We start from the raw sequence: 15,985 nt of genomic DNA, 5'->3' as shown, positions 1-15,985 counted from the left end.
TGTCGAAAGAGAGGAAAGGTTGTCATGCTTAAAGCAGGTACACCGGCACCTGTTATTCCTCATTCATTCACATCACCAAGTGTTCTATCTCAGGTGATTACTGACAAGTTCGTCAATCATATGCCTCTTTACAGACAGGAAGCAGAATGGAAACGTCTGGGGCTTGATCTATCAAGAACTACGATGGCTAACTGGCTGATCATAGCTTCCAGAGAATATTTCATTCCAATCGTCAACAGGATGCATGAAATTCTTGTTGAGGAGAAATATCTTCATGCAGACGAGACGCCAATTCAAGTATTGAATGAGCCAGGTAAACCTGCGACCTCCAAGTCATACATGTGGGTATATTCAAGCATTAGGGAAAGCAGCAAGCCTATCAGAATATTTGAATACAAGCCTGATAGAAAAGCTGAAAATCCACAGAAGTTCCTTGAGGATTTCAATGGCACACTCATTTCTGATGGATATGGTAGCTACAACAATATTGAGGGTGCAGTCAATGCATACTGCTGGGCACATGCAAGAAGAAAGTTCTATGAAGCACTTCCTGCAGATATGAAAGATGCCTCAGATACATTGGCTTATACAGGTCTTAAGAAAATAGCCAAGCTATTTGCGATAGAAAAGGAAATTGATACTTTCCCACCTGAAGACAAAGTCAAAATACGCCAGGAAAAATCAAAACCATTAGTAGATGACTTCTTTTCATGGTGCGCTGATGCTCAGAACAAGTCTTTAACACGCTCTAAAATAGGCAAAGCAATTCAGTATGCCCTGAATTTAGAGAAAGGACTGCGTGTATATCTGGATGATGGTCTAGTTCCAATGACAAATTCGCTGAATGAACGTAATATAAGACCCTTCACTGTAAGTCGAAAGAATTGGCTGTTTAGTGCTTCTACCAAAGGAGCAGATGCAAGTGCCTCAATATTCAGTCTGATTGAGACAGCTAAAGCTAATAGGCTTAGTCCCTTTGATTACATAGAATACATATTGGAGATAATGCCTCAGATTGATATCATTCAGCATCCAGAAAAGATTGACTGGTTCATGCCATGGAGTGAACAAATAAAAGAAGAGTTTGGAATAAAGGACGATTAAATCACATTTTCGATTTAATCGTCCTTTTTAGGTACACTATATAATTTGGCGCTTACGTTAGAAAAGATGCAAGAGCAGCTGAAAGCATCAATGTGCCTACTTTCTTTTTCTTATCAGGTGAGGCACATTGATAGATTGCCAGTGCGCCTGCTGGTAAACCAAACATCATGACAGGATAGAATCCTGCCTGATACGTACCAGTCACACCTTTAATACCTCCTGATAATGTACCCCAGAATCGTCCAATATCATTAATACCCGCAACATTAAACCAGAAAACAGAATTTAGGGCATGATGTAATCCTGTTGGTATAAGAAGTCTATTAAAGAATCCATATAAACCAGCGCTAATTGGTCCTAAACCTGCCATCCATGTTCCAAAATGAATAAATGTTTCATAAAGCATCGGCCAGACATACATAAAAACACCAGCAAATAAAAGTGTAATCATCCCTGAAATAATAGGAATGAATCTTTCACCACTAAAGAATGATAAAGGACCAGGTATTTCTATATGATTGAACTTCTTATAACAGAAGGCGACAATCAATCCTACCATAATCCCGATAAACGCATTATCCGTCTCACCAAAGGCAATAGAGACTTGGCTTATATGTAAACCCGAGATCAATGAAATGCCCTCAGGAGAGAGTATTTTAGTGATCATGAGATAATTGATGACTGCTGCCAAAGACAACGATGCATTCTTCTTATCCGTCATACCGATTGCGACAGCAATCGCAAAAAGGATAGGAAGATGATCTATGACTACACCACCTGATAATATAAGAAATGCCGCAAATGGATTATTGACACCCCACCCAATAGGATCAATCCAATAGCCAATACCCTTTAATAATGCAGCCAGAGGCATAATAGTCACTGGAAGCATCAGGGACTTACCTAATTTCTGTAAAAAACTCATATTGATCCCCTTTTCTGTACTAATCTATATTGCTATTATATAGTAATTGTTTCAAAAATAATTACAGAATACAAAGAACAGCAATGTTTTTATAACGTGGTAATTATAACATTTTAATACCATTATGTAACCCCTAACACTCATTTTTTGAAGCAAAAAAAAGGAAGACTAATCTTCCTTCATAAACTTATATGTACATACACCAATAAGAGCACCTACAAGTGTAACAACCATCGCAAAAATCAACATGCTTTGTAGTCCTAATGTATCCTGTAAGACACCACCTAGATAATTACCTAAACAGAAGCCAAAACCATTGGCCATCATTGTGATAAGAGTCTGACCTGCCATCTGATCTGATTCAGCTAGGGCATCATTACAGTAATATGTATAAGTGGCAAATAGTAAGCCATATGAACATCCCTGGAACACCATACCAATTAATAAGACAATAAGGTTAGGTGCTAAAGCAATTAAGAAGTTTCTAAAGATATACATGACTAAGCCAAAGACAATGAGCTTTTCAGGTCCAAATTTTTTCTTTAAGCGATATGTCATTGTCATAAATGGTGTTTCACTGGCTGCCATAAAGAAGATGGCTATACCATAGAATGATGAATCTCCACCAAGCTTCTTAACAATATTAATCAAGTAAGTAGATAAAGATGTCGCACCCGCAATCGCAAATCCAAATCCAAGTAAGAATAAGAAGAACTTCTTATATTTCGTGATCAAGCCAAATGGATTGGCTGGCTTTTCTGTTGATGCGTTCCTAATAGTAGAATGTGGTAGGACAAGCAGGTTAATGATAAATAGAACACTTGAGATAATAAAGACAATGTAGATAACAGATGGTTCAAGCCATTCTACTAAGTAACCCATTAAAAAGGCACTAGATGCATAAGAGAATGAACCAAGTCCTCTTGCAAGTCCAAAGTTAATATCATGCCCCATCTTGACATAGTCCATCGCAAATTGTGATAAAAATGGAACAACACAAGTAACCAGGAATAATAATGCGATATATAGTACCATGACGACTACTTTAGGTAGTGTCATAAAATAAAGAGCACTAAATGATGCGAATAGTATAGCATAGATTCCTAAGATCACATTATGTGGTGTGAGTGCTTCATACTTGTTTGGCAAGTTAGAGATATTAGCTGAAAGTATAAGCATCATAATACTTCCCATTGCAGTTACTATACCAATTTCTGTATTTGATAAGCCTTTATATTGTAAGAAAATGGCTACATAACCAAAAATCGTACAGTTAGTAATCCAATATAAGAACTGGATACAATTGTATTTCATTTGTAAGCGTTTCATAATTTCCTCCCTCAATAACCTTAGGTATTATATAGTATTTATCAAAAGAGGGACAACTATTTTCTTAATAATAAAAAACACACGACTCCTAAGAATCGTGTCTGAATATATAAAACAAAGTGCCCCGGTTCTAGGAACCAGCATGCTCTACATGACTAGTTATAGAACATGCTTTAGGGCAGTTTGCTGTGTCCGCTCTCTAGACACAAGTCTATTTTAAGAAACATTTTTTTACTCGTCAATACCCTTTTGTAAATTTCTTTTAATATGTAACAGTATTATAGTTATTTATGATTTTAACAATTACAAAACTGGCATTATTTCTCGTTTTTATGATTGAACAATCCTAATATTTGTGTTTATCCTAAGTGTAATGATTATATCGATATAATCCTTTTTTATAAATATATGAGTATGTGTAAAGTTATTCCGTGATTAAATTTTCACTTTTCAAGACATGAAAAAAAGCCCCTAGATGTAGGGACTTTAGTATAAATTATTCAGCTTTTGAATTAACTAACTTACCAGTTGAATGGAAAGTAATCATAAGTCCAAGAGCGACTAATAATACGGCAACAACTAACTGTAAACCATCTGTCATAATCATAAATCCACCAGCAACAAATAGCTTCATTACAATTGCATAGATAGCCTGCACTAAAGCTGTCATAGTAACAATGAACATTAATACCATTGGTACATATAACATGAAACCTTTTCTTCCAGTAACCTTTAAGAATACAACAAGTGAGATTAATACCATTGCAGCAAGTAACTGGTTTGCTGAACCGAATAATGGCCAGATGTTAACATATCCGCCTAAGCTTAATAAATAACCAAAGAAGAGTGAAATAAGTGTTGAAACGTATTTATTAGTTAAGACAGATACTAACTGTGATGGAGTTTCTCCTTCTTCTACTTCGAAGAATTCCTGGAAAGACATACGTGAGATTCTAGCTACTGCATCAAGAGAAGTTAATGCAAGAGCTGAAACAAACATAGTCATGATACAAAGTCCCCAAGACTGTGGTAAACCAAGCTGTGCTACTAAGCCAGTAACACCAGCAGAGAACTTAGTGAAAGGTGTAGCTGTATCAGCTAAAGCCATATTAGCAAGAGCTGAATCTAAGACACCAGTCTGTTTTAAGTTTGGTAATGAACCAACGATAACGATAACTAATACTGCAAGTAATGATTCTAACAACATTGAACCATAACCAACCTGAAGCATATCTTTTTCATTCTTGATCATCTTAGAAGAAGTTTCTGAAGATACAAGAGAATGGAAACCAGATACGGCACCACAAGCGATAGTTACGAATAATGTTGGGAATAAGTAACTTCCTGTAGCTGATTTGAATCCAGTGAACGCTGGTACAGTAACAGTTGGGTTACTCATAAATACACCTACAACTGCTGCTGCAATCATACCGATGAATAGGAATGTAGTTAAGTAGTCACGTGGACCTTTTAATAACCACATTGGTGTAACAGATGCAAAGAAAATATACACGAATACTAAATAGATCCAAGTTTGTTTAGTTGCATATACTGGGAATTTGATACCAACTGCAAGCATTGCAACGATTAATACAATTCCAAGTACAACTTTTGGCCAACCTTCAAGGTTAACTTTACGTAATAATAAACCAAATGCCATAGCAACAAATACATAAAGAATAGAGATAGAAGCAGCACTGGCATTAGGTGCAAGCTTAGCTCCTTCAGCACTGAAACCATTGAATGTTCCAGCAACCATGTCTGCAAAAGCAGCAATAACGATTAATGTGAAGACCCAGCAGAATAAGAAGAATAATTTCTTACCAGTTCTACCAATGTATTTTTCGATAATCTGACCCATTGACTTACCTTCAGATTTAACTGAAGCATAAAGTGCACCGAAGTCCTGTACAGCACCGAAGAATACACCACCGATGACTACCCATAAGAATGCAGGTAACCAACCAAACATCATAGCCATAACTGGTCCAGTAACTGGTCCAGCACCAGCGATAGATGAGAACTGATGAGCAAAGACTGTCCATTTATTAGTTGGTACATAGTCTACGCCATCTTCTTTTGCAACAGCAGGTGTTGTTGCATTAGGATCAATACCCCAAGTTTTTACTAAATAGCGACCATAACATAGATAGGCTACTACTAGGATAAGGGCTGCTAATCCAAGTAAAAGTAAACCATTCATAAATAAATTCCCCCCAGAATTACTTTATACATATAAAACAGATATAAAAAAGGCTTTCGTCTTAGAATGACCTGCCTAAGACGAAAACCTTCGTTTCCGCGGTACCACTTAGATTGTGATTTACATCACCACTTCACATCCCATGAATGCTATTTCTTTAACGCAGAAATTACGGATTTCTTTACTATTATTTTCAAGAAAACAGCTCACAAGGGATGGTCCCATAATCATTACCTGCATCCTTTCCACCAACTGGATGCTCTCTATAGGAAGCGGATTAGAAATCGTATCTTGTTCATCGCTCTGTTTCGTATGTATGTTTATATAATAGTCTGATATTTTCATTTGTCAACAGTTTATTTCGAAAAAAGCAAATTTATTTATATGTTTTATGTTTATCATAAATGTAAGCGTATGTTATATATCGTAGTATAACAAATATACATAGAGAAATATTACCTATACTTGGATTTAATATATTGTTTAATAGCTTCCATATACTCCTCTTCATTATCATAATCCTTTGGATCTACATCATACATATCAGAAGGGTCATAGTATTCTTTCCATTGTTTACGTAAATCATCAAGATAATCTAATTCACGATCATACTGTGTAGGATCAACTGAACTAAATGAATTATAGAAATTATGTTTATCTTCCCAAGATTTTTTATCATCTTCAGATACATCACCCTCTTGAGAAACTTCTACTATATTATCCAAATGATACTCAACAGAGTTTGGACGTTTTCTAGACATTTGTTTTAATGCTTTATTGCGATAATCATCCATATCATCAGACTTTAAAACTTCTTCATCTAATTCTGCATCAAGACTTGCAACATAGTCTTTCCACTCATTGACAGCTTCTACATAGTCTTCTTCATCACTAAACTCACTTGGATCAACAGGATATTGATGATTTGGATCATATAGTTCTAACCAATGTATTCTTTCACTTATTTCATAAAAATATTCATCAGGTGAATCATAATCTAGAGGATCAATACAATAAAATTCATTTTCAGGATCATACTTCTCTTTTATCTTCTTTGTTAGAGCATCTAGATAAGTATCTTCATTTTTATAGTTTTGTGGATCAATATCAAAGTCACCATATCTAGATACTTCTTCAATCCATTCAAGGTGTTCTAAACATATATTAACTGCTTTTTCATAGTCTTCAAAATTATCATATTTAGTTACATCAACATAATAATCACATTCATCAAATGGATCTGCTTCAGATTTCCAATCATCACGTAGTGCATTTAAATAGTTTTCTTCAGTATTATACCAATCTACATCAACGTAAAATCGTTGATGAGAATTATATTTTCTGACCCATCGATCTTTGTTTAGATCTTTAATTGTTTGAAATAGTGTTGATATTCTTCCCATAGTATCACCTTAATCTTCTATTGCTTCTTGATAATCCTCTAAAGAATTATAATCATATAGTTTTATATTGAAATAATGGTCTGTATTATATATTTCAGCCCACTTGTCTTTATTTACCATATTAAGTAATTCATGCAATAGTAATAATTTATTCATTGCTTCACCTCATTTATTTAATTATATAAAGTTTTTACTTATACCTCCATGAGAAACGTAAAATGTAAAATTTTTCTTGTGTCCATCTAAACTTTTGTGCTTTTTCTTTTTCATAATAATTGACTTACTGTGCCATATAGTTTTATATTACTTTTGTGATTAGATTGCAGATACTCGTGAAGCCTGCAATCGCGGGAGGTGCCAAGGCGCCTCTTTTTTTACGTCAAAAAAGCCTGAGTTAATTCTCAGACTTGTGTGTAAATGTAATAATAAGACCTGCTACAATTGTACCAGCTAGAAGTGCTATGACATACTTAAATGGATTAGTCATGAGATAGATCACCCAGATACCACCATGAGGTACCTTTATACCACATTTATAGTATGCAGATAGTGCGCCTGTAATAAATGAACCTAAGATGCATGCAGGCAGGATGTGCTTTTGATCCTTCTTCATAAAAGGAATGGCCCCTTCTGATACAAATGATAAGCCCATAATAATATTCTTTAAAGTAGTACCTCTTTCTTCTTTAGTCCATCTTTCCTTAAATATAAGTGTAGAGAAACCAATCGCAAGAGGTGGAATCATACCAGCACCCATTACAGCAGCCATGATCACATCTGAATTAGGGGCTTGAGTAAAGACTAAAGCATTCGCAAATAGATAAGCAAACTTATTAATAGGTCCACCCATATCAATAGACATCATCGCACCAAGTGATGCACCAATAATAACGACTGAAATAAGAGGCAGATCATAGAGATGATCGATAATGAGTGTATGACACTTAACTAAATATGTATTAAGTACTATCATCGCTATACCAGATGCAAGTATACCTAATACTGGATAAAGTAAAACTGGTTTAATACCATCAAACATATCAGGAATATTCTTAAACAATCTTTTTACTGCAAGCACTAAGTATCCAGCAAGAAAACCTCCTACTATAGCTCCTAAGAAGCCTGATGAGTTTGCTAGAGCGTCATATGGGTTATAAGTCCAATTTAATGAAAAACCACTATAGGCAATATAACCACATACTAGTCCTGGTCCTAAGGCTGGACGATCCGCAATACTCATCGCAATATAGCCTGAAAATACAGGTAAAACAAATAAATAGAGAATATTTCCAAGTACATTCAAAATATCAAAGTACTGTGTATGTTCAAGAAATGTAAAACCAAGTGCAAATACACTCATAAACCCTGCAGCCACTAGAATAGGTAAAGCATGAGAGAAACCATTCATTAAATGTTTATAAGGAATACGCCATCCCTTTTCCTGATTATTTTCTACTTTTATTTTTTCACCCTTATAGACTGGTACTCGTTGATTTAAGATAATCTGAATAAGCTTTTCTGGTTCATCAATCCCTCTTGCCACAGGACAACTATAAAGTGGTAAACCATTAAAACGGTTTAAAGAGATATTCTTATCAGCCGCAATAATAACACCCTTTGCGTTTTCTATATCTTCTTGAGTGAGTTCATTCTTAACCCCTACTGAACCCTGTGTTTCTACTTTAATAGATACACCCATTTCTTTAGCTTTCTTTTCTAATGCTTCTGCAGCCATATAAGTATGTGCAATTCCTGTAGGGCAGGCAGTGACTGCTAAGACTTCTGGATGTTCTACTGTTTCTGCTTCATGTTTAGCACTTTGTGCTAAATCAATAATAGATAAGAATTCTTCAGGTGTTCCTGCATTCTTTAAATCTTCACAGAAATCATGATCCATAAGTAATGTAGATAATTCACTTAATACCTGTAAATGTAAATTTTCGCCATTATCCGGTGCCCCAATCAAGAAAATAAGAGTCGTAGGCTGCCCATCCATAGACTCATAATCTACACCCTCAGGTAGTGTCATTGCCGCAATACCTGCTTGAGTAATCGCATTTGTTCTTGCATGAGGAATCGCAATACCATCTACCATACCTGTAGTAGAAAGATTTTCTCTTTCTATAACTGCTTCTTTATATACTTCTTTATCAGAGACATTACCCTGTCTATACATTAAAGATACCATTTGTTCAATTGCATCCATCTTGCTAGAGGCATGTCCATGAATCTTGATGGCTTCTTTACTCATCAAATCTGTTATTTTCATATTCTTCTCCTAGTTATGATATACATGCATTCTAGCATAATTTTGTGTAAATAAGTACAGTAATATTATGTTTATAAGAAATTACTTTTCTTATTATTTAACAGTTACAAGTAAAAGAACTATAATGAAAGAAGAAAGAAGGTGTTACTATGTATGCAGTCATTTATGGAGACAATGAAAATGGAGAAAATATTGAAATAGAAGGACTATTTCAAACACACGCTGAAGCAGTGAAGGCATTGTATGAGAGTGCTTCTAAGAGCTTTAATTCTATGAATATTGATATAGAATCTTGTGTTGATGATGAATATGACTGGAGTCCTCGAGGAGAAATACACAAAGAAAGTGCCTGGGCTAATAGTGGCGGTAAAGATGGATATGCTTTGTTTTGGAATGTGATAGAGATAGATGATAGAGCTTTTCAAAACAAATAAATGTCAAATTTGACATATAAAGCGAAAAGTTTCAACTCCAAAAGAGCTGATGCTTTTTTATTGCCTTAAAATAAGGTAAAATTGAATTAAAGGCGGATCACGATATGAAAAAAGAAGCGAAAAAAAGACTTTATGAAAGCACTGTGGAATTACTAAAGGAGAGTGATTATGAAGATCTGACAATAGGAAAGATATGTCATAATGCTGATGTGTCGAGGCAGGCATTTTATCTCCATTATCGTTCTAAGGATGATGTTTTAAAAGAAATATATTTTAATCTATTTAAATATACTTATCTAGATAGAATAGAAGACAAAGACTATATAGAGTCTGATGATTTTATTATGAAAGTAATTGATGTCTATGAAGCGCATGCAACCATATTCATTACATTAGAGAAGTGGTATTACCAGGATTTTTTATCAAAGGAGAAGCAGCGTATTCTAGATGAAGTCTCTCTTCGTGAATTTGATAATCCATTTATTGAGAAGTACTGTAAATATTTCATAATTTCTCTCTTAACACCCCTCCACTATATCATGATGGGATGGCTCAATGGTGATAAGAAGGAATCTAAACAAGAACTACAAACAATCATTAAAACATTTGTATATCACAAATAATAAAAACCCTCTCAAACGAGAGGGTCTTTGTCTTATAGATCTTTTGTTAGGTTATATGCTTCTGTAATAGCTGTCTTAATATTTCCAATTTCATGGGCATCGCCAATCATATGGTAGTTAAGACCACTTTCTTCCAACATTTCTTCTACTGCTGGGTTCTTCTTATAACCAGCCGCAAAGATAAGTGTATCTGCATCCTTAATAGTATGAGTCACATCGTCTTGTGTATAGTTGATTTCAGTTTCAGTCACTGAATCTACCTTAGCACTTGTAATGATTTTGACACCTTTTTCCATCATTCTTCTTACAAGTAAGCTTCTGCCCGGTCCTGATTCATTCATCATGACTCCGTTTGCCATTTCTAAAATAGTGACATCTCTATTTCTAGGGAATAAGTCATTAATTAATGGTGCTAAGTAATCAGCTGTTTCACATCCTACTGATCCACCACCAATAATAACGATCTTACGACCTGGGAATGCTCTACCTGCAAGTACATCATCAGCTGTCATCCATGATTTAAACTGAGTAAATGGATTAATAACGATTGGAGATGCACCAGTACCAGCAATGACTTCATAATCCTTAAATTCATTCTTCAACATCTCTAATGTCACTTCTGTATTTAATCTTACATCCACACCTTCAAGTTTATGAGCCATATACTTGATAACGAGTGTTAAATCCTGTTTTGCAATAGGAACTGCAGCTAAGTTCATTTCTCCACCTAACTTATCATCCTTTTCGCATAATACAACATGATGACCTCTCTTATGAGCCACGAATGCAGCTTCCATACCAGCTGGTCCACTACCAATGACAAGAATATTCTTCTTTTCTTCTGCTTCTTTAATTGTATCTTCATTTTCAATTTCTAATGATGGATTGATTGTACAAGATACACGTTTACCAAACATGATGCCTGTTAAACAGCGTAAACATCCAATACATGGTCTAATATCTTCTACATGACCATCCATTGCTTTGTTCACAAATTCTGCATCACATAAGTTAGCACGACCCATCATACAGATATCTGCTTTATCATTCGCAATAAGTTCATCTGCAATCCAAGGTTCAGTAATACGTCCTACTGTTGCCACTGGAATAGATACATGCTTCTTGATTTCTTCACTTAATAAAGCATGTGAACCCATCTTAGTACCTGGTGCTGGAATAGAACTTCCTCTCGCAATAGTTGTACCACCAGAAACATGAAGCATATCAACACCTGCTTTTTCTAATGTCTTAGAAACATAGATCATATCATTGATGTTTAAACCACCATCAGTATATTCATCACCAGAAATACGTACATCAATGATAAAGTCCTTACCACACATCTTACGTACTTCTTCAATGACTTCTAAAGTAAGTCTTAATCTACAAGAGATATCTCCTCCGTATTCATCTGTTCTCTTATTATATAAAGGAGATAAGAAACCACCTAATAAACCATGCGCATGTGCTGCATGGATTTCAACACCATCAGCTCCTGCAGTCTTTACTCTTAAAGCTGCTTCACCAAACTGTTTAATAATAACCTTTAATTCTTCTTTAGTAACTGAACGTGGTGCTTCTTTTGCATAATATGGTCCTACATTACTTGGTGCGATTAATCTTGGTGTACCAGGAATTGGGAAAGCCATATAAGCTGGGTGGAATAACTGTGGTAAGATCTTACAATCATACTGATGTACAGCTTCAGTTAATTTTTTCCATCCAGGAATAAAGCTATCATCATGAATAGACATATCTCCTGGTAAATAGATATATGTTGGTTCTACGGTAGTGACTTCAGTAACGATTAAACCAACACCACCCTTTGCACGTGCTGCATAATGTGCAACAAGCGCATCAGTTACATAACCTTTATCAGCTAAGTTTGTACTGATAGGAGGCATAAAAACTCTGTTTTTTACGACTGTTTCACCGACTTTAATAGGTGAAAATAAATGTGAAAATTCCTTCATTGATATATCCTCTCTTTCGTCACCATTATAGCACTCCTCTTGTGAATAAAAAATCATGCACATATATAAAAACAGTCATATTTTGCCTTCTTGTAGTTATAAGAAGACAATATATGACTGTTATAAAACAATTTGTATACGCTTACCTTTGTTTGATATTTTAATCTCTTCTTCTGTTTCTAGTTTAATATGTTCTGCATTTAAAGTAATCTTACACTTTTCATCTTCATAGACTGTTTCTTCTTCATTAATAAAGTCTTCTAGTATACTATCAAAGTCATGAAGTTTCATTTCTTTTTCTACAGTAGGCGCAAAATTCTTCTTAAAACGTTTTCTATAATTGCTAGGTGATATACCATAGATCTCTTTAAACGCTTCTGTATAAGCCTTAGAATTAGGCATACCACATTCATCTGATATCTCTGATATATTCTTTATTCCTTCTAACAGATCTTCTAGAGAAGCACGAATACGTACACTGTTTAAGTATTTAATAAAAGTAATACCAGTAAACTTCTTAAAGAGTTTAGACGTATAACTTAAGCTAAATGAAAGTGTATCTGCCACATCACCTAAAGTAAGATTTTCATTATAGTGTGAGTCTATATATAAAATAGCCTGCATATAGTTCTTATGGGCTTCATCCTGTAAAGGTAAAGAAGACATAGAGAAAGAGACCCGAGAAGCAATAGAGAGGATATCCATCATATAGGCATTCAAAGTATATAGGTTATAGTTTTCCTGTCTAATAAGTTTGAGGATTCCTGATATCTTATTTTTTAATTGATCATAGGCCTGATTTGTGACAATCATTGTAGAAAAAGCCTCATTACTATTCCCACTCATTGCAGTAGTCATACGATCAAAATCTATATGTATTGTAAGAATCACTCCGTCTTTCTTATGAGAGATTAAATGTATATCTCCAGGGGCAATCATCACAAGTTCACCTTTAGATAACTTAGAAGTAAACTTCTCTGTCACTATCTGATATTCTCCCTGCAAGACATAAGAGAGCTCTAAACTATTTTGTCTAGAAAAGATATGACGATCAAAACTGTTGATACTTAAAGAGAGAGGATAACCAAACTTCTGTCCTGAAAAATCATAATAACTTGTCATATTCATCATAATAGTAATTCCTCCAGATATTTACCTATTCCATCACAATCACAATCATCACATACTGCATCGGATTGTTCTTTCACATGTTTAAATGCATTACCCATTGCGACACCTGTTCCCGCTTTAATAAGCATAGGAAGATCATTTTCACCATTTCCAAAAGCAATTGTATCATTTAAATCTATGTGGTGATACTCTGCAATTCTTTCTAACATTGTTCCTTTATCCACACCTTTTGGTCCTATTTCAAGCCAATAAGGATCAACTAAAGAACATGTATAATCTAATCCTTGTGTGTCAAAAGAAGGACATCCATAAAAGACAAACTTATCAAAGATTGTATCAACGTGTATTGGTTTATGAAGATGTAGTAATCGAACAAGTAATGATTCGTTATAGTGAAACATGATTCTTTTATTCTTTATATATACGATAAAGCCATAATGATGATCTTTCGCATATTTTCTTATTTTTAGATAATCGTCATAGTTTAAACGTTCATGTTCAAATATCTTATTACCTAAATGATCATGATAGCTTTGGCCATTGATGCAGGAATAGCCACTCATTGGAAATTTTTCAAAATGAAGCATATTGCCATACTTCTTTAGACTATTAATATGTCTACCACTAGAGAGAATCACACCTATTCCCTTCTCTTGTAGTTTGATGAGTGTTTCTAGTGTTCGTGGTGAGATTTTTTTATAGTGATTCAGTAATGAACCATCCATATCACAAAATATGAGTTTCATAGAACACCTCCTAGAGACTATAATAACACAAAAGGCTTCAAGACATAATTCCTGAAGCCAAAGTAATGAGATATTTAGTAAAAACGATAAGTATAAATGTAATCATGAACGTATGAGAACCTAATCTTTTATAGAATAAAGACATACATAGTCCTACAACTATTTCAATACAGACTATTCCTATAAGTCCTAAGATACAAATATCATAGAAAAAGAAATCAGTGAGAATAGAAAACAAAACAAATACAACAAGTGTATCCACTATTTTTTTGAACATCGTTGTATGATACTTCTTTCTTCCCATTCTGATGATTGAGAATGTATCTATTTCTATATATTGGAAGATACAGTCGAACACTATTTTTAAATACAAGTAATTAACTAGAAGTGAGAAAACAATATAAATAGGTCTTTGAGGAAAGAAGTATTTGATATCTGCATAATCAATAAAGTTGATATGAAATGCTTCTTTACATATAAGAAATAGAATGAAGAGAGAAACATAGTTCTTAATAGTCTTCACTTTGAAGCTTCCCCTCTTCTAGTAAATAGGTATGAGTATAGTTCACACGTGCTAAGCGGTCATGTGATGCAATCACTATACTTTTACCACTTTCTACTAGTGTATTGACCATATTCTCAAATACGATAATACTCTCTTCATCCAAGCCTCTTGTTGGTTCATCAAAGAAAATAAGGTTCTGATCTTCCATCACTGCTTGAATAATACCTGCTTTTTGTCTCATACCTACAGAATAATTCTTAAGTGTGGAAGAACTATCATAATCTAATGAGTACATATGACATAGTTCTCTTATTCTTTCTTCATTATAGTGATGATTGATAGAAGCAAGAAACTCAAGATTGAATTTTAAAGATTCGTTTTCAATAAATCCTGGATTTTCTATAAGTGCACCTATATATGTATCAGGCTTCTTTTTAATAGTGCCTGAATCAGTTTGAATAATATCGCAGATGATCTTAAAGAGTGTAGATTTACCACATCCATTCTTTCCATGTATATAGAGACATTCTCCTTTATTTATTTCTAGATTGATATCTTCTAATACAGTGTTTTGTTTAAAGCTCTTTTTAATATGATTGACTTTCAACATCTTTATTTCCTCCTAGAAGAACATGTAATGATAAGCAAGATTGATAATGATAGGTAAAGCGATATAGAGAATATTTGATTTTCTATTGAACTGCAAGTAAATAATGGATATCTCAAATAGAAATAACAATGTATAAATAACTAACATCAATAGTAGCTTGATACTCATTTGAGAGATACCATATACAAGAAATAAGAAGCCATAGAGAATAGCTAAGAAAAGAAGTGTAGTCATGATCATAAAGGCATAAATATTATGTTTTGTATTCTTATAGCCCTTACGTGTAATTAAAGTATGATTAATCCCATTGATGATCATGATCTTCTTATACATCAATACAAGACATGCAATATTTAGAATCAAGGTAATATAATTACTTGTAAGAAGAATATAAATGAAATTAACACTCCCATTTAATCTTGTGACTACAGGAATAAGAAGAATCAAAATAATAAGTGAAATAGTGTCCTGTTTCTTAACAAGTTTAAGTAGTGGAGTCATGATAATCCCTCATTCCAAAAAGAATAGATGACAAAAGATAATAGAGTAATGCCGTACCAATATAGAAGAGATAAGGATTGTTATTTAAAACAGGACTTTTAATAATGCTTGGAGTAAGAATATTTATGATATTATGGAAATAAGCCAATGTGGCAAGCAAACTTCCTGATGTATTATAGAATGTATGAGATAAAACTGATGCACCAATATAAAGAACAAGAGATACAAG

Annotated in this window: 16 protein-coding genes and 1 other annotated feature; of the genes, 3 read left to right on the top strand and 13 right to left on the bottom strand. The window is 34.1% G+C overall.

Translation table 11 applies throughout. The features are described from left to right. The coding region (locus EAI80_RS08565; protein WP_129981701.1) for an IS66 family transposase at nt 1-1,104 on the top strand (1,104 nt) is incomplete at its 5' end. Between the two features lie 52 nt (nt 1,105-1,156). Here the strand turns inward: EAI80_RS08565 and EAI80_RS08560 are convergent. The 6 genes from EAI80_RS08560 to EAI80_RS08540 all read right to left on the bottom strand — a co-directional run bounded on the left by EAI80_RS08560 (nt 1,157) and on the right by EAI80_RS08540 (nt 9,233). Then, nucleotides 1,157-2,029: a PTS transporter subunit EIIC gene (locus EAI80_RS08560; protein WP_238634523.1), complete on the bottom strand. Its 873-nt coding sequence runs from the start codon at nt 2,027-2,029 to the stop codon at nt 1,157-1,159. A 168-nt stretch (nt 2,030-2,197) separates the two neighbouring features. After that, entirely contained in the window at nt 2,198-3,358 is a 1,161-nt protein-coding gene (locus EAI80_RS08555; protein WP_129981700.1) for an MFS transporter, read from the bottom strand. A 496-nt stretch (nt 3,359-3,854) separates the two neighbouring features. Beyond that, nucleotides 3,855-5,561, bottom strand: a complete 1,707-nt coding sequence (locus tag EAI80_RS08550; RefSeq protein WP_129981699.1) for a carbon starvation protein A — start codon at nt 5,559-5,561, stop codon at nt 3,855-3,857. 73 nt (nt 5,562-5,634) lie between these two features. Further along, nucleotides 5,635-5,869: a binding site (T-box leader), on the bottom strand. Nucleotides 5,870-6,016: 147 nt separating this feature from the next. After that, complete coding sequence (locus EAI80_RS08545; RefSeq protein WP_129981698.1) at nt 6,017-6,964, bottom strand: hypothetical protein; 948 nt, start codon at nt 6,962-6,964, stop codon at nt 6,017-6,019. Between the two features lie 9 nt (nt 6,965-6,973). Beyond that, nucleotides 6,974-7,120 carry a hypothetical protein gene (locus EAI80_RS13405; protein ID WP_161220312.1) on the bottom strand — a complete coding sequence of 49 codons (147 nt, stop codon included), beginning with the start codon at nt 7,118-7,120 and terminating at the stop codon, nt 6,974-6,976. A gap of 238 nt (nt 7,121-7,358) precedes the next feature. Further along, a complete protein-coding gene (locus tag EAI80_RS08540; RefSeq protein ID WP_129981697.1) occupies nt 7,359-9,233 on the bottom strand; it encodes a fructose-specific PTS transporter subunit EIIC in 1,875 nt (624 codons plus the stop codon). A 149-nt stretch (nt 9,234-9,382) separates the two neighbouring features. Between EAI80_RS08540 and EAI80_RS08535 the strand changes: the two genes are divergently transcribed. Together EAI80_RS08535 and EAI80_RS08530 are read left to right on the top strand one after the other, a co-directional pair. Further along, the gene (locus EAI80_RS08535) at nt 9,383-9,667 is read left to right on the top strand and encodes a hypothetical protein (protein WP_129981696.1); all 285 of its coding nucleotides are present in this window, start codon (nt 9,383-9,385) and stop codon (nt 9,665-9,667) included. Between the two features lie 104 nt (nt 9,668-9,771). Next, on the top strand, nt 9,772-10,290 hold the full coding sequence (locus tag EAI80_RS08530) for a TetR/AcrR family transcriptional regulator (protein WP_129981695.1): 519 nt from the start codon (nt 9,772-9,774) through the stop codon (nt 10,288-10,290). A gap of 32 nt (nt 10,291-10,322) precedes the next feature. Here the strand turns inward: EAI80_RS08530 and EAI80_RS08525 are convergent, their stop codons facing one another. The 7 genes from EAI80_RS08525 to EAI80_RS13400 all read right to left on the bottom strand — a co-directional run. Continuing rightward, nucleotides 10,323-12,263 (bottom strand): FAD-dependent oxidoreductase, encoded by a 1,941-nt coding sequence (locus tag EAI80_RS08525; protein WP_129981694.1) that lies wholly within the window; start codon nt 12,261-12,263, stop codon nt 10,323-10,325. Between the two features lie 120 nt (nt 12,264-12,383). After that, nucleotides 12,384-13,394, bottom strand: coding sequence for an AraC family transcriptional regulator (locus EAI80_RS08520; protein ID WP_129981693.1), 1,011 nt, complete (start codon nt 13,392-13,394; stop codon nt 12,384-12,386). Then, nucleotides 13,391-14,140 carry an HAD-IIB family hydrolase gene (locus EAI80_RS08515; protein WP_129981692.1) on the bottom strand — a complete coding sequence of 250 codons (750 nt, stop codon included), beginning with the start codon at nt 14,138-14,140 and terminating at the stop codon, nt 13,391-13,393. The genes EAI80_RS08520 and EAI80_RS08515 overlap by 4 nt, the downstream gene beginning before the upstream one ends. Nucleotides 14,141-14,177: 37 nt before the next feature. Then, nucleotides 14,178-14,663 (bottom strand): hypothetical protein, encoded by a 486-nt coding sequence (locus EAI80_RS08510; RefSeq protein ID WP_129981691.1) that lies wholly within the window; start codon nt 14,661-14,663, stop codon nt 14,178-14,180. Next, a complete protein-coding gene (locus EAI80_RS08505) occupies nt 14,650-15,255 on the bottom strand; it encodes an ATP-binding cassette domain-containing protein (protein WP_129981690.1) in 606 nt (201 codons plus the stop codon). The genes EAI80_RS08510 and EAI80_RS08505 overlap by 14 nt, the downstream gene beginning before the upstream one ends. Nucleotides 15,256-15,267: 12 nt before the next feature. Further along, nucleotides 15,268-15,756, bottom strand: a complete 489-nt coding sequence (locus EAI80_RS08500) for a hypothetical protein (RefSeq protein ID WP_129981689.1) — start codon at nt 15,754-15,756, stop codon at nt 15,268-15,270. Further along, a partial coding sequence (locus EAI80_RS13400; RefSeq protein ID WP_161220311.1) for a hypothetical protein occupies nt 15,740-15,985 on the bottom strand: 246 nt, incomplete at its 5' end. The genes EAI80_RS08500 and EAI80_RS13400, both read right to left, overlap by 17 nt.

Source organism: Catenibacterium sp. co_0103 (assembly GCF_004168205.1).
Classification (GTDB): Bacteria; Bacillota_I; Bacilli_A; order Erysipelotrichales; family Coprobacillaceae; genus Catenibacterium; species Catenibacterium mitsuoka_A.
This window is presented reverse-complemented; position numbering and strand designations above follow the sequence as displayed.